The 23,991-nt window shown below is 64.5% G+C and carries 23 protein-coding genes; 10 read left to right on the top strand and 13 right to left on the bottom strand.

The window, feature by feature from the left end; genetic code table 11:
* Positions 1 to 58: 58 nt before the first annotated feature.
* The 3 genes from DPM33_RS34200 to DPM33_RS34210 are packed head-to-tail and all read right to left on the bottom strand — an operon-like array spanning position 59 to position 2,777.
* A complete protein-coding gene (locus tag DPM33_RS34200) occupies positions 59 to 940 on the bottom strand; it encodes a MurR/RpiR family transcriptional regulator (protein WP_112101801.1) in 882 nt (293 codons plus the stop codon).
* The gene (locus DPM33_RS34205) at positions 937 to 2,004 is read right to left on the bottom strand and encodes an ABC transporter ATP-binding protein (protein WP_112101803.1); all 1,068 of its coding nucleotides are present in this window, start codon (positions 2,002 to 2,004) and stop codon (positions 937 to 939) included. The genes DPM33_RS34200 and DPM33_RS34205 overlap by 4 nt, the downstream gene beginning before the upstream one ends.
* A 2-nt stretch (positions 2,005 to 2,006) precedes the next feature.
* Positions 2,007 to 2,777 (bottom strand): SDR family NAD(P)-dependent oxidoreductase, encoded by a 771-nt coding sequence (locus DPM33_RS34210; protein ID WP_112101805.1) that lies wholly within the window; start codon positions 2,775 to 2,777, stop codon positions 2,007 to 2,009.
* 173 nt (positions 2,778 to 2,950) lie between these two features.
* Here DPM33_RS34210 and DPM33_RS34215 point away from each other — a divergent pair, with 173 nt between their 5' ends.
* From DPM33_RS34215 to DPM33_RS34230, 4 genes are all read left to right on the top strand, one after another.
* Entirely contained in the window at positions 2,951 to 4,177 is a 1,227-nt protein-coding gene (locus tag DPM33_RS34215; RefSeq protein ID WP_112101807.1) for an ABC transporter substrate-binding protein, read from the top strand.
* Positions 4,178 to 4,473: 296 nt separating this feature from the next.
* Positions 4,474 to 5,343 carry a carbohydrate ABC transporter permease gene (locus DPM33_RS34220; protein ID WP_112101809.1) on the top strand — a complete coding sequence of 290 codons (870 nt, stop codon included), beginning with the start codon at positions 4,474 to 4,476 and terminating at the stop codon, positions 5,341 to 5,343.
* Complete coding sequence (locus tag DPM33_RS34225) at positions 5,340 to 6,164, top strand: carbohydrate ABC transporter permease (protein ID WP_112101810.1); 825 nt, start codon at positions 5,340 to 5,342, stop codon at positions 6,162 to 6,164. The genes DPM33_RS34220 and DPM33_RS34225 overlap by 4 nt, the downstream gene beginning before the upstream one ends.
* A 17-nt stretch (positions 6,165 to 6,181) precedes the next feature.
* A complete protein-coding gene (locus DPM33_RS34230) occupies positions 6,182 to 7,726 on the top strand; it encodes a M81 family metallopeptidase (protein WP_112101812.1) in 1,545 nt (514 codons plus the stop codon).
* Positions 7,727 to 7,832: 106 nt separating this feature from the next.
* Here the strand turns inward: DPM33_RS34230 and DPM33_RS34235 are convergent, their stop codons facing one another.
* From DPM33_RS34235 to DPM33_RS34260, 6 genes are all read right to left on the bottom strand, one after another.
* Positions 7,833 to 9,887, bottom strand: a complete 2,055-nt coding sequence (locus DPM33_RS34235; protein WP_112101814.1) for a M3 family metallopeptidase — start codon at positions 9,885 to 9,887, stop codon at positions 7,833 to 7,835.
* An 80-nt stretch (positions 9,888 to 9,967) separates the two neighbouring features.
* Positions 9,968 to 10,384 (bottom strand): nuclear transport factor 2 family protein, encoded by a 417-nt coding sequence (locus tag DPM33_RS34240; RefSeq protein WP_112101860.1) that lies wholly within the window; start codon positions 10,382 to 10,384, stop codon positions 9,968 to 9,970.
* A gap of 10 nt (positions 10,385 to 10,394) precedes the next feature.
* Complete coding sequence (locus DPM33_RS34245) at positions 10,395 to 11,036, bottom strand: carbonic anhydrase (protein WP_112101816.1); 642 nt, start codon at positions 11,034 to 11,036, stop codon at positions 10,395 to 10,397.
* A 145-nt stretch (positions 11,037 to 11,181) separates the two neighbouring features.
* Positions 11,182 to 11,949, bottom strand: coding sequence for a DUF429 domain-containing protein (locus tag DPM33_RS34250; protein WP_112101818.1), 768 nt, complete (start codon positions 11,947 to 11,949; stop codon positions 11,182 to 11,184).
* The gene (gene pdxY / locus DPM33_RS34255; protein ID WP_112101820.1) at positions 11,946 to 12,830 is read right to left on the bottom strand and encodes a pyridoxal kinase PdxY; all 885 of its coding nucleotides are present in this window, start codon (positions 12,828 to 12,830) and stop codon (positions 11,946 to 11,948) included. The genes DPM33_RS34250 and pdxY overlap by 4 nt, the downstream gene beginning before the upstream one ends.
* A 12-nt stretch (positions 12,831 to 12,842) precedes the next feature.
* Entirely contained in the window at positions 12,843 to 13,094 is a 252-nt protein-coding gene (locus DPM33_RS34260) for a hypothetical protein (protein WP_112101822.1), read from the bottom strand.
* Positions 13,095 to 13,247: 153 nt separating this feature from the next.
* Between DPM33_RS34260 and DPM33_RS34265 the strand changes: the two genes are divergently transcribed.
* From DPM33_RS34265 to ppa, 5 genes are all read left to right on the top strand, one after another.
* On the top strand, positions 13,248 to 13,892 hold the full coding sequence (locus DPM33_RS34265; RefSeq protein WP_112101824.1) for a LemA family protein: 645 nt from the start codon (positions 13,248 to 13,250) through the stop codon (positions 13,890 to 13,892).
* 201 nt (positions 13,893 to 14,093) lie between these two features.
* Complete coding sequence (locus DPM33_RS34270; protein ID WP_112101862.1) at positions 14,094 to 14,948, top strand: TPM domain-containing protein; 855 nt, start codon at positions 14,094 to 14,096, stop codon at positions 14,946 to 14,948.
* Between the two features lie 5 nt (positions 14,949 to 14,953).
* The gene (locus tag DPM33_RS34275) at positions 14,954 to 15,592 is read left to right on the top strand and encodes a TPM domain-containing protein (RefSeq protein ID WP_112101826.1); all 639 of its coding nucleotides are present in this window, start codon (positions 14,954 to 14,956) and stop codon (positions 15,590 to 15,592) included.
* Between the two features lie 104 nt (positions 15,593 to 15,696).
* Positions 15,697 to 16,206: a GNAT family N-acetyltransferase gene (locus DPM33_RS34280; RefSeq protein WP_112101828.1), complete on the top strand. Its 510-nt coding sequence runs from the start codon at positions 15,697 to 15,699 to the stop codon at positions 16,204 to 16,206.
* A 121-nt stretch (positions 16,207 to 16,327) separates the two neighbouring features.
* Positions 16,328 to 16,861, top strand: coding sequence for an inorganic diphosphatase (gene ppa, locus DPM33_RS34285; protein ID WP_112101830.1), 534 nt, complete (start codon positions 16,328 to 16,330; stop codon positions 16,859 to 16,861).
* 30 nt (positions 16,862 to 16,891) lie between these two features.
* On the opposite strand, the gene DPM33_RS34290 is transcribed toward ppa, so the two are convergent.
* From DPM33_RS34290 to DPM33_RS34305, 4 genes are read right to left on the bottom strand one after another with little or no spacing between them, the layout of a single operon-like run.
* A complete protein-coding gene (locus DPM33_RS34290) occupies positions 16,892 to 17,839 on the bottom strand; it encodes an ABC transporter permease (RefSeq protein WP_112101832.1) in 948 nt (315 codons plus the stop codon).
* Between the two features lie 3 nt (positions 17,840 to 17,842).
* Positions 17,843 to 18,820, bottom strand: a complete 978-nt coding sequence (locus DPM33_RS34295; RefSeq protein ID WP_167449308.1) for an ABC transporter permease — start codon at positions 18,818 to 18,820, stop codon at positions 17,843 to 17,845.
* 1 nt (position 18,821) lies between these two features.
* Positions 18,822 to 20,285: a sugar ABC transporter ATP-binding protein gene (locus tag DPM33_RS34300; RefSeq protein ID WP_112101836.1), complete on the bottom strand. Its 1,464-nt coding sequence runs from the start codon at positions 20,283 to 20,285 to the stop codon at positions 18,822 to 18,824.
* A gap of 47 nt (positions 20,286 to 20,332) precedes the next feature.
* The gene (locus DPM33_RS34305) at positions 20,333 to 21,349 is read right to left on the bottom strand and encodes an ABC transporter substrate-binding protein (protein WP_112101838.1); all 1,017 of its coding nucleotides are present in this window, start codon (positions 21,347 to 21,349) and stop codon (positions 20,333 to 20,335) included.
* A 195-nt stretch (positions 21,350 to 21,544) separates the two neighbouring features.
* Between DPM33_RS34305 and DPM33_RS34310 the strand changes: the two genes are divergently transcribed.
* Complete coding sequence (locus DPM33_RS34310; protein ID WP_112101840.1) at positions 21,545 to 23,956, top strand: glucan 1,4-alpha-glucosidase; 2,412 nt, start codon at positions 21,545 to 21,547, stop codon at positions 23,954 to 23,956.
* The last annotated feature ends 35 nt before the right edge of the window (positions 23,957 to 23,991 follow it).

The raw sequence follows: 23,991 nt of genomic DNA on the forward strand, positions 1-23,991 counted from the left end.
AGGACAGAGAGGGGCGCGAAGGATCGCCAACCTCGACGGCACAAGCCTCTGCAACCGCTCAATCCCCCAGCGGCAGCCTCGGATCGTCCACCTTCAGCGTGTTCACGCTCTGCTTGATGCGGCGCAGGTTCTCCAGGACTTTCGGCCCGCGCGATTCGGCCACCGTGGTCGCGATCATGTCGACGATGGCCAGCAGCGCGTAGCGCGACGAGGTCGGCTTGTAGATGTTGCCGTCCTCGACGGGCTGCAGCAGGATGACCGTATCGGCGACCTTGGCCAAAGCCGAATCCGGCGCCGTGATGGCGACGGTGGCGGCGCCATATTGCTGCGCGACCTCGACCGCCTCGATCACCGAACGCGCATAGCCCGAAACCGAAAACGCGACCAGCGTCGTTTCCGGCGTAGCCACCGCGGCATACATGCGCTGCAACTGGCCGTCGATCTGCGCGAGCGTCGAGAGGCCGAGCCGGAACAGCCGGTTCTGCATCTCGGTCGCCATCATCGAGGAAATGCCGCCGGAGCCGATGCACAAGATGTTGCCCGAGCTGGCGATGCGGGCGGCGACCCCCATCAGCGTCGTCATGTCGAGGTTTTCGCTGGCGCGCTGGATGGCGGCGATCGCGGCTTCCGTGATGGCCGAGGCGATGCGCTGCTCGCGTGCGTCGCGGCTGAGCGGTTCCGGCGACAGATACTGGCCGCCAATGGCGATCGCCTGGGCCAGGTAGAATTTGAAGTCGCGCAGGCCTTCGCAGCCGAGATTGCGGCAGAAGCGGGTGACGGTCGGCTCGCTGACGCCGACGCGCGCGGCGATCTCAGAGATGGCGGCCTTGGAGGCGAAATCGAGATCGGAAAGCACCAGCCCGGCCAGCCGGCGGTCCGACTTGGTGCCGTCCTGCGACATCAATTGCAGGCGGGTGATGATGTCGGCCGGCGTTTTCATAGGGGCAGGCCGGTCGCCTTGTCGAACAGGTGGATGTTGCGCGGGTCGACGCTTACCGGCAGCCGGTCGCCAGGCTTCACCGGCAGCCGGTCGCGGAACACCGCGCGCACCGTGTCGCCGCCGACCGAGCCATAGACATGGGTTTCCGACCCGGTCGGCTCGACGACATCCACCTTGATCGCGATGGCATCGTCAGCAGCTCCGACCACGAAATGCTCCGGCCGGATGCCGATCTCTACCGTATCGCTGCCGGACGCCGCCTTGCCGGCGAGCGCCAGCCGGCCGCCGCCGCTGGTCTCGAACCAGGACTCGGCTCCGGCCGTCCTCAGCGCGCCCGAGACAAAGCTCATCGAAGGCGAGCCGATGAAGCCGGCGACGAATTTGTTGGCCGGCCGGTCATAGAGCTCCAGCGGCTGCCCGACCTGCTGGATGCGGCCGCGGTCCATGACCACGATGCGGTCGGCCATGGTCATGGCCTCGATCTGGTCGTGGGTGACGTAGACGATGGTCGATTTCAGCCGCTGGTGCAGCGCCTTGATCTCGGTGCGCATCTGCACGCGCAACTGCGCGTCGAGATTGGAGAGCGGCTCGTCGAACAGGAACACCGACGGCTCGCGCACGATGGCGCGGCCCATGGCGACACGCTGGCGCTGGCCGCCCGACAATTGCCTGGGATAGCGGTCGAGATAGGAAAAGAGGTTGAGCACGCCCGAGGCCTTCTTGACCTTGTCGTCGATCGCCGCGCGGCTTTCACCCCGGATTTTAGGCCCGAAGCCGATATTTTCGGAAGCCTTCAAATGCGGGAACAGCGCGTAGGACTGGAACACCATGGCGATGTTGCGCTTCTGCGGCGGCAGGTCGTTGGCTCTCAAGCCGCCGATCACGAGGTCGCCTGACGTGATGTTCTCCAGCCCGGCCAGCATGCGCAGCAGCGTGGACTTGCCGCAGCCGGATGGGCCGACCAGCACGACGAACTCGCCGCTCCGGATGTCGAGGTTGATGTCCTCGAGGATTTTGTGCTGACCGAAGGATTTCGACAGGTTGCGAAACTGGACGTCGGTCATGGTCACGCTCCCAATATATCGTCGATGAAAGGCAGGTAGCCGGCTGTCAGTCCGGCGTCCACCGGCACCACGGCACCCGTTATGCCGGAAGCGCGGTCCGAGGCAAGGAAAGCTACCGCCTCAGCCACCTCCGACGCATTGACGATGCGTCCAAGCGGATAGAGCCGCTGCAGCCGGCCGAGGATTTCCGGATCCTTGGCCAGGCGATGATCCCAGGCGGCAGTGCGGATCGAGCCTGGGCAGACGACATTGGCGCGCAGACCGCTGCGGCCGAGCTCGACGGCGATCGATTTGGCATAGGCATTGATGCCGGCCTTGGCGGCGGCATAGGCCGGATTACCGAAATGCGAAATCGCATTGACCGAGGAGATGAAGACGACGCTTCCCGCGCCGCGCCCGGCCATCGCCTTGATCAGCGGGTCGGCGAAACTCATCACACCGGTCAGGTTGAGGTCGACTTCCTGTTCTATCTTGTCGGCTGTCAGCGCCTTCAAGGTCTCTGCGCGTGTCCAGCCGGCATTGTTGATCAGGACATCGGGAACGCCGTCCTTGTCGAGCAGCGCCGGGATCGCTGCTTCGATAGACGCCCGGTCGAGCAGGTTGAAGACATGTCGCGAGGCGATATGCGGGCTGGCCAGCGGCTCCGCCGATTGGTCGCAGCCGACGATACGGGCGCCGCGCTCGGCCACGAGCTGAACGATCGCCGAACCGAGGCCGCCGCCGGCGCCGGTAATGACAACGGTCTTGCCCTCGAAATCGGCCTTTGACACCACGATACGCGCTCCTCCGCCACGTCAGACAGCGATGGAACGCTATCCAACAAAATGTAATTAAGCAACATGATAAACTGCTTGCATTGGCAAAAACCGCCGATAATGTAGGAAAGTAACATAAATCCTGTACCCATAAGGGCCAGGCGCCAACGTGCATCAATGGGAGAAATCAAATGAGCCTTGCGAAATGGACTGTCGGCCTGCTGGCCGGAATGAGCATGCTGGCTTTTGCCGCGCCAGCCGATGCCGGCGAGGTGCGCGTCACCGTCGCCGAATACAGCGCCAAGACCGGCCCCTATTTCGAAGCGGTGAAGAAGGAATTCGAGGCGGCCAATCCCGGCATCACGATCAAATATGAGGTGGTGCCGTGGGATGTGCTGCTGCAGAAGCTCACCACCGACATCACCGCCGGCACCAATGCCGACCTTTCGATCATCGGCACCCGCTGGCTGATCGACTTCGTCCAGCAGGGTGTCGCCGAGCCGCTCGACGGCTACATCAAGCCCGAGTTCAAGGACCGTTTCATCGACACCTTCCTGTCGCCCTCGATCATGGACGGCCACACCTACGGCCTGCCGATCGCGGCCTCGGCGCGCGCCATGTACTACAACAAGGAATTGTTCGAGAAGGCCGGCATCGCCAAGCCGCCGGCAACCTGGACCGAGCTGCAGGAAGATGCCCGCAAGATCAAGGCGCAAGGCGCCTTCGGCTTCGGCCTGCAGGGCAAGGAGATCGAGACCGACGTCTATTACTACTACGCGATGTGGTCGCAGGGCACCGAAATCCTCAACAAGGACGGCACCTCCGGTCTCGGCACGCCGGGCGCGCTGGAAGCCGCCAAGCTCTACAAGTCGATGATCGACGAAGGCCTGACCGAACCGGGCGTCACCTCCAACAATCGCGAGGACGTGCAGAACCTGTTCAAGCAGGGCAAGGTCGGCATGATGATCACCGCGCCCTTCCTGTCCAACCAGATCAAGGAAGAGGCGCCGAGCCTGAAATATGGCGTCGCCGCCATCCCCGCCGGCCCGACCGGCGCACGCGGCACTTATGGCGTCACCGATAGCATCATCATGTTCAAGAACTCCAAGAATAAGGACGAGGCCTGGAAGCTGCTCGACTTCCTGTTCACCAAGGAGCAGCGCGCCAAGTTCACTCAAGGCGAAGGCTTCCTGCCGGTGAACAAGGAAGAGGCCAAGATGGACTATTACGTCAACAACGCCGACCTTGCCGCCTTCACGGCCCTTCTGCCCGACGCCCGCTTCGCGCCGGTCATCCCGGGCTGGGAAGAGATCGCCCAGATCACCTCCGACGCCATGCAGAAGATCTATCTCGGCGGCGATCCAGAGGCCGGTCTGAAGGATGCGGCGGCCAAGGCCAATGGCGTGCTGAAGAAATAGGGCGTCTCTCCCTGCGCCCCGTGGCGCGCCCTACCCCCGCGGGGCGCGCCACACCCTCTTTCCTCTCCCTCCGGAGGGGGGGAGAGGTGGCTCGGCGAAGCCGAGACGGAGTGGGGGAACCACCTGGCGACCACCGCGAACCGACATACGACAGGCACAGGCGCGCAAGCATCTGCTCGCCTCGCGCTTGAGGGGTCGACCCCCACTCCGTCGAGCTTCGCTCGACACCTCTCCCCCGATCGACGGGGGAGAGGAAAGGCACCCCTGAAGCCTCGCAACGCAGTACAAGCCATACGATGCAAAGCCGGACCCTGCCCTATCTCCTGACCTTGCCCAGCCTGTTCCTGGCGGCGATCGTCATCTTCTGGCCGGTCTGGGACCTGATCCAGATCTCGACGCATGACGTCAACCGCTTCGGCCAGTTGCGCGAGTTCAGTGGCCTCGCCAACTTCACCGAACTGTTCGCCGATCCGGATTTCATCGCCGCACTCTGGCGCACCGGGCTGTGGACCGTGCTGGTGGTCGGCGGCGCGCTGCTTCTGTCGGTGCCGGTGGCGATGATCCTCAACATGGATTTTTATGGCCGCGGCCTCGCCCGCGTCATCATCATGCTGCCCTGGGCGGTGTCGCTGACCATGACCGCGGTGGTCTGGCGCTGGGCGCTCAGCGGCGAGAGCGGCATGCTGAATTCGGCGCTGATGAAGCTCGGCCTGATCAGCCAGAACATCCAGTGGCTGGCGAGCGCCGAGACGGCTTTCCCGATGCAGGTGCTGATCGGCATTTTGGTGACAGTGCCGTTCACCACCACGATCTTCCTCGGCGGCCTGTCCTCGATCCCGGACGATCTCTACGAGGCGGCGGCACTCGAGGGCGCCACGCATTTCCAGCAGTTCCGCGAGATCACCTTTCCTCTGCTGAAGCCGTTCATCAACATCGCGATCGTGCTCAACACCATCTATGTCTTCAACTCCTTCCCGATCATCTGGGTGATGACGCAGGGCGGACCGGCGAACTCCACCGACATATTGGTCACGCATCTCTACAAGCTCGCCTTCCGGATCGGCAAACTGGGCGAGGCTTCCGCTGTGTCGCTGGTGATGTTCGCGATCCTGCTCGTCTTCACCATGATCTATGTGCGCCTCGCCATGCGGGAGCAGCGCGCATGACCTCGAAGCTGAAACGCACCGTCATCGCCTGGCTGCTGCTGGCGCCATTGATCGTAGTCACGATCTTCCCCTTCGCGGTCATGTTCCTCACAGCCGTCAAGCCGCGCACCGAAGTGCTGACGCCGACCTGGTGGCCGAGCGAATTCCGCTGGTCGAATTTCGCCGACATGTGGGTGGCGACCGGCTTCGGCCAGGCGCTGCTCAACTCGCTCTATGTCTCGGCGCTGGCGACGGTCGGCGCGATCCTGATCTCGGTGCCGGCTGCCTACGCCATGTCTCGTTTTCGTTTTGCCGGCTATGGCGCCTTCCGCCAGTTCCTTTTGATCTCGCAAATGATCTCGCCGATCGTGCTGGTGCTCGGCCTGTTCAGGCTGATGGCCGCTTGGGGGTTGGTCGAGTCGACCACCGCGCTCGGCTTCATCTACATGGCCTTCAACGTCGCCTTCACCGTGTGGATGCTGCAGAGCTATTTCGACACCATCCCGCGCGACCTCGAGGAGGCCGCCTGGATGGAGGGCGCCGGCCGCTGGCTGACCTTACGCAAAGTGTTCCTGCCGCTCTGCCTGCCGGCGATCGCGGTGACGGCGATCTTCACCTTCATCAACGCCTGGAACGAGTTCGTCGTCGCGCTCACCATGCTACGCAGCCAAGAGAGCTACACGCTGCCGATCCAGGTTTTTTCGCTGGTCGCCGGCCGCTACACGATCGAATGGCACCACGTCATGGCGGCCACGCTGTTGGCGACACTGCCGGTGGCGATACTGTTCATCTGGCTGCAGCGCTACCTCGTCAGGGGCCTGGCGCTCGGGGCCGTTAAATAGCACTTCACGGAGCGTTCATGCGCGTCTTCACCGCCTCGCTGGCGACCGAAACCAACACCTTCTCGCCGATCCCGACCGACCGGGCGTCCTTCGAGATGGCCTTCTATGCCGGCCCGGGAAAACATCCGGAAACGCCGACGCTCTGCTCCTCGCCGATCGTCGCGCTGCGCAAGCGCGCCGCGAAGGAAGGGCTGACGGTCATAGAAGGCACCGCGACATGGGCCGAGCCAGGAGGCCTTGTACAGCGCCAGACCTATGAGGCGCTACGCGACGAGATTCTCGACCAGTTGAAGGCCGCCCTACCGGTCGATGCCGTGATCCTCGGCCTGCATGGCGCCATGGTGGCGCAAGGCTATGACGATTGCGAAGGCGATCTGCTGGAACGCGTGCGCGCCATCGTCGGGCCGGAGGTCGTGATCGCCTCGGAATTCGACCCGCACAGCCATCTGACGCCGAAGCGCGTCGCGGCCTGCAACATTATGGCCTATTTCCTCGAATTCCCGCATACCGATTTTTACGAGCGCGGCGAGCATGTCGTCGAACTCGGCCTGGCGGCGGCGCGCGGCAAGATCAAGCCGGTGATCTCGACCTTCGACTGCCGCATGATCCAGGTGCTGCCGACCAGCCGCGAGCCGATGCGCTCCTTCGTCGACCGCATCAAGGCACTGCACGGCAAGGACGGCGTGCTGTCGGTTTCCGTCATACACGGCTTCATGGCGGCCGACGTGCCGGAAATGGGCACGCGTATCCTCGTCGTCACCGACAACGACAAGGCCAAGGGCGACGCGCTGGCGGAACGGCTGGGGCGCGAGCTTTATGCCATGCGCGAAAAGACGGCGATGACGATGCTTAGCGCCGCCGGCGGCATCGAGCAGGCGCTTGCGGTGCGTGCGAAGCACCAGGACAAGCCGGTGGTCATCGCCGATATCTGGGATAATCCCGGCGGCGGCGTGCCGGGCGACGGCACCAACATCTTGCGCGAATTGCTTTCGCGCGGCATCCACAATGTCGGCGTAGCGACGATCTGGGATCCGATCGCGGTGACCTTCTGCCATGCCGCCGGCGAGGGCGCTGTGATCGACCTGCGCTTCGGCGGCAAGGCCGGGCCACAGGCCGGCGAACCGATCGACGCACGCGTCACGGTGCTGAAGACGACCAATGAAGGCTGGCAGAGTTTCGGGCCGAGTCGGGTGACGCTGGGGCCGTCGGCGGTGGTGCGCCTGGAAGGCACCGAGGTCGACGTGATCTTGAACACCAACCGCACCCAGACCTTCGAGCCGGATATCTTTTCCAACATCGGCATCGATCCGATGTCGAAGGACATCCTGCTGATCAAATCGACCAACCATTTCTACGCCGGCTTCGAACCGATCGCCGCCGAGATCATCTACGTCGCGGCGCCGAGTTCCTACCCGAGCAATCCGGCAAAGACGGATTACAGGAAGCTGACGCGGCCGATATGGCCAAGGGTGGCGGATCCGTGGAAACAGCCAATCTCCCCCCTCGTGGGGGAGATGCCCGGCAGGGCAGAGGGGGGCGCGAAGGATCGCGACCTTACTTAGCTTCGAAGAGCCGAACCGGCGGTATGTCGTTTAGCTGAGACGTCGGCGGGACAGCGCCCCCTCTGGCCTGCCGGCCATCTCCCCCACAAGAGGGGAGATTAGCCAATCATACCAACCCCCGCTTCACCATCATCGCCTCAGGCGAAGGCATCTTGCCGCGGAACGCCGTGTAAAGCTCTTCCGGATCCTTCGACCCACCCGCTGCATAGATGTTCTTGCGCAGCCGCTCGGCGAGTTCCGGATTGAAGGCATCGCCCGTCTCCTCGAAGGCCGAGAAAGCATCGGCGTCGAGCACCTCCGACCACATATACGAATAGTAGCCGGCTGAATAACCGTCGCCTGCAAAGACGTGGCCGAAATGCGGGGTGCGGTGGCGCATCGCGATCGTCTCCGGCATATGCAGCTTTTCCAGCGTTTCGGTCTCGAAACGAAGCGGCTCGCCCGGTGCGTCAGGCCTAGCGTGATAGGCCATGTCGATCAGCGCCGAGGCGGTGAACTCGACAGTGGCGAAACCGGCGCCGAAGGTGCGGGCGGCGAGCATCTTGTCGAGCAGCGCCTTCGGCATCGGCTTGCCGGTTTTGACGTGAAGCGCATGCTTTTCCAGCACCGCCGGCACCGTCAGCCAATGCTCGTAGAGCTGCGAGGGCAGTTCGACGAAATCGCGGCTGACGGACGTGCCCGAAACCGACGGCCAGGTGACGTCGGTCAGCATGCCGTGCAGCGCGTGGCCGAATTCGTGGAACAGCGTCTTCGCCTCATCGACCGATAGAAGTGCTGCCTCGCCGGCCGGCGGCTTGGCGAAATTCATGATGTTGTAGATCACGGGCTTCGCGCCATCGCCGAGCTTGTAGCCGGACCGCAGCGCGCTCATCCAGGCGCCGGAACGTTTTGACGGCCGCGCGAAATAGTCGGCCAGGAACAGGCCGCGCTCGCTGCCGTCGGCATTCTTGACCACGAAAACCCGGGCGTCGGGATGCCAGGCGGCGATGCCCTTCTTCTCCTCGAAGCTGATGCCGAACAGGCGTGTCGCCACATCGAAGCAGGCCTCGATGACGCGTTCGAGCTGCAAATACGGCTTCAGCTCCGCCTCGTCGAAAGCGAATTTCTCGGCGCGCAGCTTCTCCTGGTAGAAGCGCCAGTCCCAGGCCGCGAACTTCTCATTGCTGCCGGCTTCCGCGGCCAGCCTCTCCAGTTCCTTCTGGTCGGCGGCGGCCTTCTCCAACGCCTTTTCCCAGACCGGATCGAGCAATTCGTGAACGGCCTTCGGCGTCTTCGCCATCGTGTCGTCGAGCTTCAGCGCAGCGAAGGAGCCGTAGCCGAGCAGCTTTGCTTTCTCGGCACGCAGCTTCAGCATGTCGCGGACCACGTCGCTATTGTCCGTGGCGCCGCCATTCTGGCCGCGCATGATGAAAGCGCGGAAGGCTGTCTCGCGCAGGTCGCGGCGTTCGGAGAATGTCGAGAACGGCTCATAAATCGAGCGCGACAGCGTCACCGCATAGCGGCCCTTCTGGCCACGCATCTCGGCCGCTTCGGCCATGGCGCTCTTCAGGAAGTCCGGCAGCCCGGCCAGATCGGCCTCGTCGAGGAACAGCGCCCAGTCGCGCTCGTCGGCAAGCACGTTCTGGCCGAAATTGGTGCCGAGCGAAGAGAGCTCCTCATTGATCGCGGCAAGCCGCTTCTTGCCTTCGGCATCGAGCTTGGCGCCTGACCGGACAAAGCCCTTCCAGGTCTTTTCCAGGACGCGCAGCGTCTCGGCATCGAGCTTCATGCTGTCGCGCCGCTGGTAGAGATCGTCGACGCGGGCGAACAGCCTCTCATTCATCGAGATCGCCGAGAAATGCCGCGACATTTTTGGCGAAACCTCGCGCTCCATCGCCTGGATCGTGTCGTTGGTGTGGGCGCCGGCCCGACACCAGAAGATCGACGAGACATGGTCGAGCGCATCGCCGGCTAGCTCCAGCGCCGCCAGCGTGTTGGTAACGGTCGGCGCCTCGCTGTTGCCGGCGATCGCGTCGATCTCGGCCTGGTGCGCCGCCAGCGCCGCGTCGAAGACCGGACCGAAATCATCGTCGCCGATGCGCGAGAAATCCGGCAGACCGTGCGGGCCTTGCCATGCGGTCAGCGGATGGGCGGCGAGATCGACGGTTTTTGACATGGGCAATCCAATCGGGGAGTTTCGAGAGGCGGAGGGCAGTCCCGGATGTAGGGCGATGCCACGCATCGCGCAACTCGGGCTTCGCCTCAATAGGCGCTGCAGTCTTGCGCCACCGCCGTCTGGGTGCTGGCGGTGATGCGGCCGCCGGCGACGGTGAAGGTCTCGCGCATCAAGGTGTCGTTGTTGGGAAAATCGTAGCAGGCGAGCACCGTGGTCTCACCGTTCTCGCTCTTTTCGATGCGGTGCCTAATCGTGGCGCCCGCGACCGCGCCCTGCCATTCGTCGATCGAGGCGATGAAATCCTCTTTGGACTGGACGACGCCGATGTCGTCGAGCTTCATGCGCACGTCGTCGGACAGCAGGTCGGACAATTCGGTGCGGTCGGCGACCAGCAGCGCCGAATACCAGCGATCGATGATGGCGCCGTCATCGGCGCTGGCCCGGACGATCGAGGTCACCAGCAGCGCCGCCGCGAGAAAAACCCTTCGCCAGCTCCGGTGCATCATCCCTCCGCTACAGTTCGGGCCGCTCGAAATCGCCGGTTTCCTTGTTCATCACCCAAAGCTCCCCGGTCGAGATGTCGAACCAGGCGCCGTGCAGCGAGAGCCGCCCTTTGCCTTCGAGGATCGAGACGCAGGGAAAGGTCCTCAGATTGGCGATCGAATAGCGGATCGAGATGCGCTCCAGCGCGGTCTGGCGCTCCGTGGCCGTCATCATCGTGCTTGCCGCCACGGTCTCGGCCGCCGGCGCGATCAGGCTCATCCATTTGCCGATGAAGTCGCCGGGCGACAGCGGCGCGGAGTTGGTGTCGAGCGCGGCGCGGATGCCGCCGCAGCGGCCGTGCCCCATCACCACGATGTTTTTCACCTTCAGGCTCTGCACCGCGAATTCGAGCGCGGCCGAGGTCGAATGGAACTCGCCGTCCGGCTCATAGGGCGGCACAAGATTGCCGACATTGCGCAGCACGAAGAGCTCGCCCGGCCCGGCATCGAAGATCGCTTCCGGAGCGGAGCGCGAATCGCAGCAGGCGACGATCATCGTTTCCGGCGCTTGACCCTCTCGCGCCAGCGACCGGTAGCGGCCGCTTTCGGCGAGATAGCGGCCGTTCATGAAGTTGCGATAGCCGGCGATGAGATGCTCGGGCAGGTGCGGCATGGGCGGCTGAAGCCTTTCCGGGTTTGAGGCGGCAAGGTCGTGGCGATCGAGAAAGCCTGTAGCGGCAAAAGCCCGCCACGAGCAATGCAGAATTGTTGACGCTGGTGATAAAGCCATGCGTCAAGCGCCAAAACCAATGGGTTCGTCAGGCCCAGATGGCCACCGGAATGCCTAAACGGTCGGTCAGCGGCGGGTCGGGCGAAGGCCGCGCCATGCCGCTGGCGATACGTCCGGCGATCAGCAGCATCGCCGCGGCGTCGAGAAAATCGTCGCTCGCCGCGCCTCGTGGCGGTACCTGGTCAAGGAAAGTCCGCTCGTAACCATGCCGGCCAAGCAGCGCCTTGCGCTCATCCATGCCGGCCGGATTGACGGCGCCTTTGATCTTCTTCGGCAGCGTCATCGCCGTGCCGCCGTTCAAGCGGCAGAACGCCACTTCCGGATGCGATTCGAAGACGCGGCGCCGCAATTCGGGCCGAGCGATCAGCAGGGCGTCGATCTCGCGGATCTTCGCAAAGATCCCAAAAGCCTGGATGGAGACGCCGCGCGGCGGATCGGACGTGGCCAGTGCCACCGCGCTGGCGCGCCGATGCGCCGCATACCAGGCCTCGATCGTGGTGAAGTCGCTGGTGTCGGCGTAGAGCGCCGCGCGCGAGGGGATGGCGAACACGCTCGATTGTCGCGCCCCGAGCAACGGCCGCACCAGCGCTTCCGGTCCGCGTCCGCCTTTGCTGGAAAGATCCGGCAGGCCGATCGGCATGTCTACGGCAATGGTGGCCTCGGGCAGGGCGTCGAGGAGCGCCTGGAAGCTCGCAAAGACCGAGACTGAAGGCGCGGCGCCCGCTTCGCGATGGACGGCGATCCAGCCGGCCTTGCAGCCGTCGACACCGGCCAGCGCCTGGCCGGCCGGGTTCACGCCCGCTTGTCCCGCCCGGGATGCAGCAGATGGCGCAATTGCACCATGGCCATCGGATGTGACAGGCTCTGCGCGTCGGTTTCGAGCTGCAGCTCGTCGCCGCCGCGCTTGGCGGTGCGGGCGAGAATTTCGTAGACGGCCGCCGTGGTCGATTGCAGCGCCTTGACCGGCGGCTGGCCGGAAAGCACGCGCGCCAGATAGACCGCGGCCGTCAGGTCGCCGAGCCCGTTCGGCGGCTTCTCGATCACCCGGTGTTCTGCAAGCAGCGCCTGGCTGCCGTCGAGCAGGAAGTTGCCGGTGCCGCCCGCCATCATCGCGGGCGCCGAGGTCACCAGCATCGTGGGCGGGCCGGCGTGAAGCGCCGCCGCCGTCACCGCCTTGATGTCGGGCAGCGGCGCGCCCGCCATCCATTCCAGCTCATAGCGATTCGGCGTCGCGATATCCGCGATCGGCATCAATCTGTCGCGCATGGCGGCGGCGGTCGGCTCAGGCACGTAGAGCCCGCCGGAATCGCCCATCACCGGGTCGCAGACGTAAAGCGCGTTCGGCGTCTTTTCCTTGACGGCGGCAACCAGCGAGGCGACGGCTTCCGCCTGGCCCGCCTCGCCGAGATAGCCCGACAGCACGGCCCTCACCTCGCCCAGCCAGGGCGCGCGCTCGAGATCGGCCATCAGCGCCTTGAACTGATCGAGCGGCGGCACGATGCGCGTGGCGCGGCTATGGCCCGGATGCCATGGCAGGATGACGGTCGGCACCGCCCAGACCGGGAAGCCCAGCGTTTCCAGCGCGAACACGGCGGCGCGGTTGCCGACCGAGCCGCGAGCGACATGGCTGGAGATGACGATGACCGCGCGCGGCGCGTCGGTTTTTTCTGCATTCATGGAATCTGAGTCCTAGCCACCTCTTGTGGCGGCATACACCAGCCAGACCAATAGCCCAATGGCGATGATGAAGCCGAGCGTTCGGCCAATGCGGGTTCCCCAATATTCGATAGGATCGGCGCGGTCGGCGTCGGCGGCGGTTACGCGGTCGCGTGCGTCCTTCGCCGCGCGGACGGCGAACGACGCGCCGCCCGGCGCCGTCTCCTGTTCCACGCGTTCGAGGATGCGGCGCGATTCGGTCTCGTCGTCCCGGCGCTCTGCCATGACAATTGCCCTTTCCTGTCCGGAGCTTAGCCTGTTCGCGCTTCCATTCACAATGGTTCTCGACTGAGCCGGAACCGCTGTCATGACCCGGACATTTTCTTGCGCGTGGATTGTGGTAATGCTTCGCATGCAACTTCTGTCGAGGGACCAATCATGATTACCGAGCGCCTCTCACCGCCCTCCCTTTTCCGCACCCTGCGCGCCTTGCTGATGGTGGCTTTCGTGCTGCCGCTGCTTGCCGGCTGCGGCTACAACACCATTCCGACGGCGGAAGAAAACGCCAAGGCGGCCTGGAGCGAGGTGCTCAACCAGTATCAGCGTCGTTCCGACCTGATCCCGAACCTGGTCGAGACGGTGAAGGGCTATGCCTCGCATGAAAAGGACACGCTCGACGCGGTCGTCCAGGCGCGCGCCAAGGCAACGCAGATCACGGTGACGCCGGAAACGCTGAAGGATCCCGATGCGCTGAAGAAGTTCCAGGATGCCCAGGCCGGGCTGACCAGCGCGCTGTCGCGGCTGATCGCGGTGTCGGAGGCCTATCCCGACCTCAAGGCCAACCAGAATTTCCTCGCCCTGCAGGCGCAGCTCGAAGGCACGGAGAACCGCATCGCCGTTGCGCGCCGCGACTACATCCAGGCAGTCAGGGACTACAATTTGACGCTGAAGACCTTCCCCTCCGTGCTGTGGGCGACCTTCTGGTTCCGCGGCAACGAGCCCTTCGCGAATTTCACCGTCGACGAGGACAAGATGCAGGTACCGAAGGTCGATTTCGGCACGAGCACCAAGCAGGGCGGGTGAGCGTCTTCGGTTGAGTTGATCGAGTTTTCAACGTTGCGTTCCTTCGCGCCCCCCTCTGGCCTGCCGGACATCTCCCCCTCGAGGGGGGAGATCGGACGTCGCGGCCGCTTTCGCTATTCTCCTGCGTCTGAAAGGGAGAGCCGGCGGTCGAGCTGTCAATCTTCCCCCTTGTGGGGGAGATGGCCGGTTTATCCTCAGAAGCTGCGGCGCAGCCGCAGCGTAGGACGGGCAGGCCAGAGGGGGGCGCGACAGAACGCCTACTTCCCCTTTCTTGGCCTTCTTGTCGCCCTCCTCCTTCCCCTCGCCGCCCTCGCCGCCGACCTTCCCGCCCTCACCGGCCGCGTCGTCGACAATGCCGGCATCATCGATGCCGGCACCCGCGCGGCGCTGACGCAGAAACTAGCGGACTTCGAGACCAAAGGCTCCGATCAGATCGTCGTCGCCACCATTCCAAGCCTCGGCGGCGAGGAGATCGAGCCTTACGCCAACCGGCTGTTTCGCTTCTGGAAGCTCGGCCAGGCCAAGGAAAACAACGGCGTGCTGCTACTGGTCGCGCCCAACGACCGCAAGATGCGCATCGAGGTCGGCTATGGGCTGGAAGGCACGCTGACCGATCTGCACACCAAGCTGATCATCGAGAACGACATGGTGCCGGCCTTCCGCGCCGGCGACTTCTCCGGCGGCATCAGCAAGGCCGTCGACGACATGGTCATGGTGCTGGAGGGCAATCCGGAGGAGCTGGAGGCGCGCGGCAAACGCAACGAGCAGGCGCCGTTCAATTCCGATGATCTTTTCTTCGCCATCTTCATCACCATCTGGGCGCTTATCTTCTTCGGCGGCATCGCCATGACGGTGCTGCCCCCCATCTTTGGCCAGAAGATCGGGCCCGGCCGCTATCGCTGGCTCGGCATGACCTTCGAGCCCGGCCGGCGATCATCGTCGAGCGGCGGCTGGTCATCGGGCGGCGGAGGCTGGTCTTCCGGCGGCGGGGGCGGTGGCGGATTTTCCGGCGGTGGCGGCTCGTCGGGCGGCGGCGGCTCTTCGGGAAGCTGGTGAGAAAAATGGCAACGCGATCGATCAGCGCCGAGGATCATGAGCGTATCGCCGAGGCGATCCGCACCGCCGAACTGCGGACCGACGGCGAAATCTACTGCGTCGTGGCACATTCGAGCGACGGCTATTTCTTCCCTGCCGCCTTCACGATGACGCTCGGCCTGTTCGTCGCCAGCCTCACCGTCGCCTACGGGCTGGAGGCCTGGTGGCTGACCATCCGGGTACCGCATTTCGTGCTTGCGCAGTTGCTGGCGCTGGCCTCGATGCTGGCGCTGCTCTGGTTCCTGCCTGCCTTGCGAATTCATTTCGTGCCCAGGCGGCTGCGCTATCAGGCGGCGCACGCCAACGCGATGAAGCAGTTCCTGGCGCGCAACGTCCATCGCACCCAGGCGCGCACCGGCGTGTTGGTCTTCGTGTCGATCGCCGAGCGTTATGCCGAGGTCGTCGCCGATGCAGGCATCAACGCCAAGGTCGGCCAGCATGTCTGGGACGGCGTGGTGCGGGACTTGACGAAACATGCCGGCGACGACCGGCTGGCCGAGGGTTTTATCCACGCGATCACGGCTGTCGGCGCGGTGCTCGCCGAGCATTTCCCGGCCACCGAAGGCGACGCGAACGAACTCGCCGACCACCTCGTCGAAATCTGACAAGGGGCTTGGTTCTCCGACACGCCTTTCGCCTGTGCGAAAGCGTCGACGGCCCATGCCGGACTCTTTGCAATCGGCCGATGCGGGTCTATGGTTAACCAATCATGAACACGCTGACCATCGACATCCGGAAGGCAGAGCCTCGCGACGCGAGCGCCATCGCCGAGGTGCACCAGCAAGCCTGGCGCGGCGCCTATTCGGGCATCATTCCGCACCGCACGCTGACCTCGATGATCAACCGTCGCGGCGTCGACTGGTGGGCCAACGCGATTCGCAAGGCGGCCACCGTGCTGGTGGTCGAGATCGGCGGAACGGTCGCCGGCTACGCCACGATCGGCAAGAATCGCGCCCGCGAGCTCAGGCAGCAAGGTGAGATCTACGAGCTCTATTTGCGCCCGGAATATCAAGGCATCGGGCTTGGCAGCCGCCTGTTCAAGGCGGCGAAGGCGCGGCTAGCCGACCACGGCCTGCGGGGCCTCGTGGTTTGGGCGCTGGAAGACAATCACAACGCCTTGGCCTTCTATGCCGGCAATGGCGGCCGCGATATCGCGGAAGGCGTCGAGGTGTTCGAGCAGAAAGCGCTGAAGAAGGTGGCTTTCGTCTGGAACGACTAGCCGTGTAAGTTACAGGCGATCACAAACTGTGCGCTTCCATTAGTGCTGCGCACTATTCGACGCATTGCACCATGACGCGTCCCCCGCTATCGGTCTTTTCAATCGAGAGAGGGATTTAGCCATGCGTATCGAAGCGATTGCCACCGGGAAAAACCCGCCTGACGACGTCAACGTCATCATCGAGGTGCCGATCGGCGGCGAGCCGATCAAATACGAGATGGACAAGGAGGCCGGCACGCTGTTCGTCGACCGCTTCCTGCACACCTCCATGCGCTATCCCGGCAATTACGGTTTCGTGCCGCACACGCTGTCGGGCGACGGCGACCCGATCGACGTGCTCGTCTGCAACACCCGCGCGCTGGTGCCGGGCTGCGTCATCAATGTGCGGCCGATCGGCGTCTTGATCATGGAAGACAATGCCGGCCAGGACGAGAAGGTGATCGCCGTTCCCTCGCCCAAGCTGACGCTGCGCTACGAGAACGTCACCGAGTACACGCATCTGCCGGAAATCACGCGCCAGCAGGTGCAGCACTTCTTCGAGCACTACAAGGATCTCGAACCCGGCAAATGGGTCAAGATCGAGGGCTGGCACGATTCCAAATATGCCAAGAAGATGATCGTCGACGCGATCGCGCGGGCAAAGGCCGCCAAATAGCACGAACCTCTATCGGTAGATGGCGAGGCCTTACCGCACCGCCTTCTCGCCGCCGGCCGCGGTTATCACCCCAACGATGATCAGCCCGGTCAGCACCAGCCGCACGCCGGCGCTGACGCCGAAGGTGTTGAGCATGGTGAGCAGCAACACCAGGAACAGTCCGGCGCCCCAGACGCCGGGCACGTTGGCCTTGCCGCCGGCGACCGAGGTGCCGCCGATGACGACGACGGCGATCGAGGCGAGCAGGTATTCGTTGCCGATGTCGACATTGGCGCCGCGGAAATAGCCGGCAAGCAGTGCCCCGTCGATGCCGCCCAGCGCGCCGCACAGCGTGTAGGTGAGGAAGCGAATGCGGCCGACATGGACGCCGGCGAGCCAGGCGGCGCGGATGTTCTGGCCGATCGCCAGCACCGAGCGGCCATAGATCATGCGTTGCAGTGCAAGCGCCGCGCCGATGGTAAAGACAACCGTCAGCATTGCGAGCACCGGAATGCCCAGCACCTGCCAGTTGGTGAAATCGGCGAAGCCCGGCGGCGGCTTGATCTGCAGGCCGCGGCCATAGCTGATGTCGACGGACTGGATGATGAAGCTCGCCGACAGCGTCGCAATGATCGGCGGGATGCGCAGCGCCCAGATCAGCAGATAATTGATGGCGCCGATCGCCGCCCCGCAGGCGAGTGCCGCGAGCAGGCCGACGACGATCATCGAATCGCTGCCGCCCATCACCTTCATGGCGACGGCGCTCGCCAATCCGATGTTGGCCGGCAACGACAGGTCGACATTGCCGGGTCCGAGCGTGATGACGAACATCTGGCCGACCCCGACAATGACGGTGAAGACTGCGAGCGACAGCGCCGCCGTGACCATGCCGCCGGCGCCGTAGCCGCCGGTGAAGCCAATCGTCGCCAGCCAGACGACGAGCGCGCCGACGAAGGACCAGATCCAGGGCTTTTCGAGCAGCGTTCGCACCGAGGTCATCGCCTATCGCTCCCTGCGGCTGATCAGCACGCGCGCCGCCAGCACGATGATCAGGATCGCGCCGTTGGCGGCGACCTGCCAGTCGGGCGGGATATGCATGAAGGTGAGCAGTGGTGAAGCGGCCAGCGCCAGCGTCAGCGCCCCGAGCACCGCGCCGATCGGCGATACCCGCCCGCCGACGAACTCGCCGCCGCCGAGGATGACGCCGGCGATCGACAGCAGCGTGTAGCCATTGCCGATATTGGCGTCGGCCGAGGTGGTGATACCGATCAGCGCCATGCCGGACAGCACGCCGAACAGCCCGGTCAGCGCGAAGAGCACGATCTTGGTGCGGAGCAGCGACCAGCCGGCGCGCCTGAGCGCCGCGGCGTTGCCGCCCGAACCGCGCAGGATGACGCCATAGGAGGTCCGCATCAGGCCGAAATGCACGATCGCGGCGATGATGAGCGCGGCAAGGATCGGAAACGGGAGGTAAGGCGGCTTGAAGGACATGATCGAAAGCAGCCAGTCCGGCGCCTTGCCGCCGGGCTTGGGCAGAACCAGGATGGCAAGCCCCTGCCAGACGAAGCTCATGCCGAGCGTCACCACGATCGACGGCAAATTGCGCAGATGGATCAGCGCGCCGAGCAGCGCGTAGACGGCGATCGAGCCCAGCAGAACGACAATGCCGATGAGCGGCGCATCCCGCAGCCAAGTCGCGGTGACGCAGCCGACGAAGCCGACGAACGTGCCGATCGACAGGTCGAGCTCGTTGCCGGCGATGACGAACATCTGCGCGATCGTCGCCAGCGCGATCGGGATCGCCAGGTTCAGCATCAGGTTGAAGCCGAAATAGCTGATGGCGCGCGGGTTGAGCCAGGCAATCGCGATCAGCACCAGCGCCAGCGACAAAGCCGGCAAAAGACCACGCAGCATGCGCGCCCTGGCGGCGCCGCCGCGCGGCGAGGATCTCGAGGTCGTGCCGGGAGCGATGGCCGTCATCTCAGGCCGCATCGCCGAACGAGGACTGGATGATCTTTTCCTCCGTCAGCTCGTCGCGCTTGAGATTGGCGACGATGCGGCCGTTCTTGAAGACATAGACGTGGTCGCAATTGTCGAGCTCTTCGGTTTCTGTCGTGTACCAGAGGAAGGTGCGGCCCTTGGCGGCCTCCTCGCGCACCAGGTCGTAGACTTCCAGCTTGGTGCCGATGTCGACGCCGCGCATCGGATCGTCCATCAGCACGATCTCGGCGTCCGAGCCGAGCGCGCGGGCAAACAGCGCCTTCTGCTGGTTACCGCCGGACAGCGAGAAGATGTTGTTGTTCATGTCCGGCGTGCGGATGCCGATCTTCTGCTTCCAGAATTCGGCGAGCTCCGCCTCGCGCTGTTGCGAGATCAGCAGGCCGTTGCGCAGCCGGGCCAAAGAGCGGATGCCGATATTCTGCGCGATCGACCACTGCGCGAAGATGCCGTCCGACTGGCGGTCGCCGGCGACCAGCGCCACCGGCGCCGTCACCTCGATGCCGGCTTTGGCGCGCGAGGCCGCCGAGAAGATCGCCAGCAGCAGGTCCGTCTGGCCATGGCCGGCCAACCCGGCGAGCCCGATGATCTCGCCGGCGCGAGCGACGAGCTCCTCGCCGTCCTGCTGCCTGGCCGGACGCGCCCGCACCCTGAGCGCGCCAGGCTCGCTCTTGCGAGCCTCGGCAGCGGCCTTGTGATGCCCTTCGGCGCCGCCCATGGCGGCGACCAGCCTGTCGCGATCGAAGGCACTTGCGACATCGGCCGCGACCACCCTGCCGTCGCGCATCACCACGATGCGGTCGGCGTTCTGCAGCACCTCGCCCAGCACATGCGATATCAGGATGCAGCTGCCGCCCGCCGCCACGAAGCGGCGCACGAAGGCGAGCAATTGCCCCGCCGTATGCGCGTCGAGCGACGAGGTCGGCTCGTCGAGGATGACCAGATGCAATGGCTCGCTGGTCAGCGTGAAAGCGCGCGCCACCTCGACCATCTGCCGCCTTCCGATCGAAAGGTCGCCGGCGATGTCGTCCGCCGAAATGCCGTGATCCGGGAAGATCTCGTCGAGCTTGGCGCGGATGAGGTCGGCGGCCTTGCGCCGCCAACCGAAGCCCCTGAGCGCGGGATGATTGATGCGCGTGTTCTCGGCGATGCTGAGATTGGGGCAGAGCGACAGTTCCTGGAAGACGCAGCGTATGCCGAGCGCCAGCGCGCGCGCCACGGAATAGCTCGCTTCCGCATTGCCGCGCACGGCGATCTGTCCGCCATCCGGCCGCAGCGTGCCGGCCACCATATGCATGAGCGTCGACTTGCCGGCGCCGTTGTGCCCGACCAGCCCGACGCACTCGCCGGCGGCGACATGGAAGTCGACGCCGTTAAGCGCCCGAACGGCGCCGAAATGCTTTTCGGCGCCGTTCAGCCTGACGATGTCTGCAATAGCCTGGAGCATCCTCAACTTTTATCCGGTTGGCGATGCGGCTGGCAAATTCTGCGCCGCTATTGCTTGATGTTGGCCTTGATGGCCGCCATGGCGTCTTCCTGCGTATATTCGTGGGTAGCGACGCCGCCTTCCTTGATCTTCGGCAGCGCGGCCTCGAAATCGTCCTGGGTGAAGGCCAGATACGGCACCAGCAGGTCGTGCGGGATGTCCTTGCGGCCGTCGAGCACCTGCTGTGCCACCCAGAAGGCCAGCGTCGACACGCCGGGCGCAATCGAGGCCGACCAGGTCTTGTAGCCGTCCTTCTCCTTCTGCTCCTTCCACCACTTCAGCTCGTCCTGGCGGTTACCCATGATGATGGTCGGGCGCGGCTTGCCGGCGGCTGCGAAGGCTTGCGCGGCGCCATAGCCGTCACCGCCCTGGTCGACGATGCCGACGACATCCGGCAGCGACGGCAGGATGGTCGCCACCGCCTTCTGCGCCGTGGTCTGGTCCCAGTCGCCGGTTACCGAGCCGACGATCTTGAACTCGGGATGGGCTGCCACGCCCTCGAGGATGCCGGCATGGATGGCATCGTCGATCGAGGTGCCGGCCAGACCGCGGATTTCCAACAGATTGCCGCCCTTGGGCTGGAACTTCGCCATCTGCTCGACTTCCTGCTTGCCCATGTCCTTGAAGTCGACGACGACGCGGTAGGCGCAGGGCTCGGTCACGGTGCCGTCGAAGGAGACGACGGTGATGCCGGCATCGCAGGCCTGCTTGATCGCGCCGTTCAGCGCATCCGGCGAAGCGGCGTTGATGACGATGGCGTCATAGCCCTGCAGGATCAGGTTCTGCACCTGCGCGGCCTGGGTCGGTACTTCCTTGTCGGCGGTGGTGAAGACGTCGGCGGCGCCGACGATCTTGTCATCGACCGCTTTCTTGGTGACGATGCCGTAGCTATCGAGCATCGCCTGGCGCCAGGAATTGCCGGCATAATTATTGGAGAATGCGATCTTCTTGGCACTGGTGTCGGCAAGCGCGGTGCCCGAGGCGAGCATCGCCGCGAATGCACTTAAAACGAGCAGTTTCTTCATAGGTTTCCTCCCGGGGTTGCTGGTCTTAACGGATGGTCGTAACGCATATTCCCTGTTTTTTATCTATTGTCAGACAAATTCAGAGGAACCGCAAGCCGTCAACTGCAAAGCATTTGGACCTCGCGATCAACTTGCGGTGCGACGATTGAAAAGACCGCGACTCCTGGTCTAGGAACGCGGGCAGGAGAGAGATGCATGGCAGTAACGCCGACGGTTGCAAAAGGCGCGCCCGGGATTCCGGCGCGTTGGACGTCCAGCGCCAAAAGCGGCGTCGGCACCGCACTTTCGGCAAAAAGCCAGCTCTGGTTCACCATCAGTCACGGCATTTTGAACGAACTCTATTATCCGCGCCTCGACAGCGCCTGCACGCGCGACATGGGGCTGATCGTCACCGGCTCCGGTGGCTACTTTTCCGAGGAGAAGCGCGACGCGGCTCATATCATCGAGCATTTCGAGGATGGGGTTCATGGCTACAGGCTGACCAACACCGCTTCCGACGGCGCTTATCGCATTGAAAAGCGCATCGTTACGGATCCGAAACGCCCTGTCCTGCTGCAGGAAACGCGCTTCACCGCGCTCAAGGGCAGTGCCACCGGCTACCGTGTCTACGCGCTTCTCGCGCCGCATCTCGTCAATGCCGGCATGGGCAACACCGCCTGGGTCGGCGAGCACAAGGGCCAACGCATTCTCCTTGCCACCGGACGCGGCGTCTCGCTGGCGCTCGCCTCCTCCTTGCCCTGGGGCGGCTGTTCGGCCGGGTATGTCGGCTTTTCCGACGGCTGGCAGCAATTGCATGACAATGGCGCGCTCGACACTTCCAGCCAGGCGGCCGAAAACGGCAATGTCGCGCTGGCCGGCGAGATCGGCTTTTCAGCCGGCAAGACCACCGCCTTGCTGGCGCTCGGCTTCGGCGCTTCGCCGGAAGAAGCCGCCGACCTCGCTTTGGCAAGCCTGAAACAGGGTCTCGAGCCGGCCGCGAAGGCCTTCGTCGAAAACTGGCGGAAGTTCCAGGCGGGTCTCGAGAAACTCGACCGCAATGCCGACTCCGGGCTGAACACCTACCGCGTCAGCAGCGCGGTGCTGGCAACGCATCTGTCGATCGCCAGGCCCGGCGCCGCGGTCGCCAGCCTGTCGATCCCATGGGGCTTCAACAAGGGCGACGACGACCTCGGCGGCTATCACCTGGTCTGGCCGCGCGACCTCGTCGAGACGGCGGGCGGCTTCCTCGCCGCCGGCGACGGCAGGCAGGCACTGCAGATCCTCACCTATCTGCGTTCGATCCAGCAGCCGGATGGCCACTGGCCGCAGAATGTCTGGTCCGACGGCACCGCCTATTGGCCCGGCATCCAGATGGACGAATGCGCCTTTCCGCTGCTGCTTGCCGACGCCTTGCGCCGCGCCGGCCATCTGCCGAAGTCGAAGCTGATCGACTTCCTGGCCATGATCGAGAATGCGGCCTCCTACGTCGCGCGCAACGGGCCGGTCACCGGCGAGGATCGCTGGGAAGAGGATGCCGGCTACAGCCCGTTCACGCTGGCCGTGGAAATAGCGGCGCTGCTTGCCACCGCCGATATGCTCGACGTCTTCGATAAAACTGAGCCGGCAAACTATCTGCGCGAGACCGCCGACTGCTGGAACGATCAGATCGAGCGCTGGACCTATGTCACCGGCACCGAGCTCTGTTCGAGCGAGGGCATTGAAGGCTACTACGTCCGCATCGCGCCGCCCGACGATGCGGGCGCTGCCTCGCCCAAGGACGGCTTCGTGCCGATCAAGAACCGGCCGCCGGCCGATACCGACAGGCCGGCCGAAGCGATCATCAGTCCGGACGCCCTGGCGCTGGTCCGTTTCGGGCTGAGAGCCGCCGATGACTCGCGCATCGTCAACACGGTCAAAGCCATCGATGCGCTGTTGCGTTGCGACCTGCCGCAAGGCCCGCTCTGGTACCGCTATACCGGCGACGGCTATGGCGAGCACGATGACGGCGCGCCGTTCGACGGCACCGGCCGAGGCAGGCCTTGGCCGCTGCTTGCGGGCGAGCGCGCCCATTACGAACTGGCCGCCGGCCGTCAGGACAAGGCGGCGCAACTGCTGGAGACCATGGAACGCTCGGCGGGCGTTGGCGGCCTTCTGCCGGAGCAGGTCTGGGACCGCCCCGACATGCCGGACCGCGAATTGCGTCTGGGCGCGCCGTCCGGTAGCGCCATGCCGCTGGTCTGGGCGCATGCCGAGTACATCAAGCTGCTGCGCTCGTTGCGCGACGGCGCGGTCTTCGACATGCCGCCACAAGGCATCGAGCGCTACATCAAGAACAAGACAGTTTCGCCGCTTAGAATTTGGCGCTTCAAAAACAAGATCCGCTCCATCCCGACCGGCAAGGCGTTGCGCGTCGAACTGTCGGCGCCCGGCGTCGTCCATTGGAGCAGCGACAAATGGCTGACGGTGCATGACGACCACACCGCCGAGAACGCGTTGGGCGTCCATCTGGTCGATCTGCCGGTTGCCGGCCTGCAGCCTGGCAGCACGATCGTCTTCACTTTTTTCTGGTCCGAGGCGATGCGTTGGGAGAATGTCGACTTCAGCGTCGGCATTGACGCTCAACCGTGATCCGGCAGGGCCATTAAACTCTCCTTTCCTCAAGC

The sequence above is a fragment of the Mesorhizobium hawassense genome (genome assembly GCF_003289945.1).
Classification (GTDB): Bacteria; Pseudomonadota; Alphaproteobacteria; order Rhizobiales; family Rhizobiaceae; genus Mesorhizobium; species Mesorhizobium hawassense.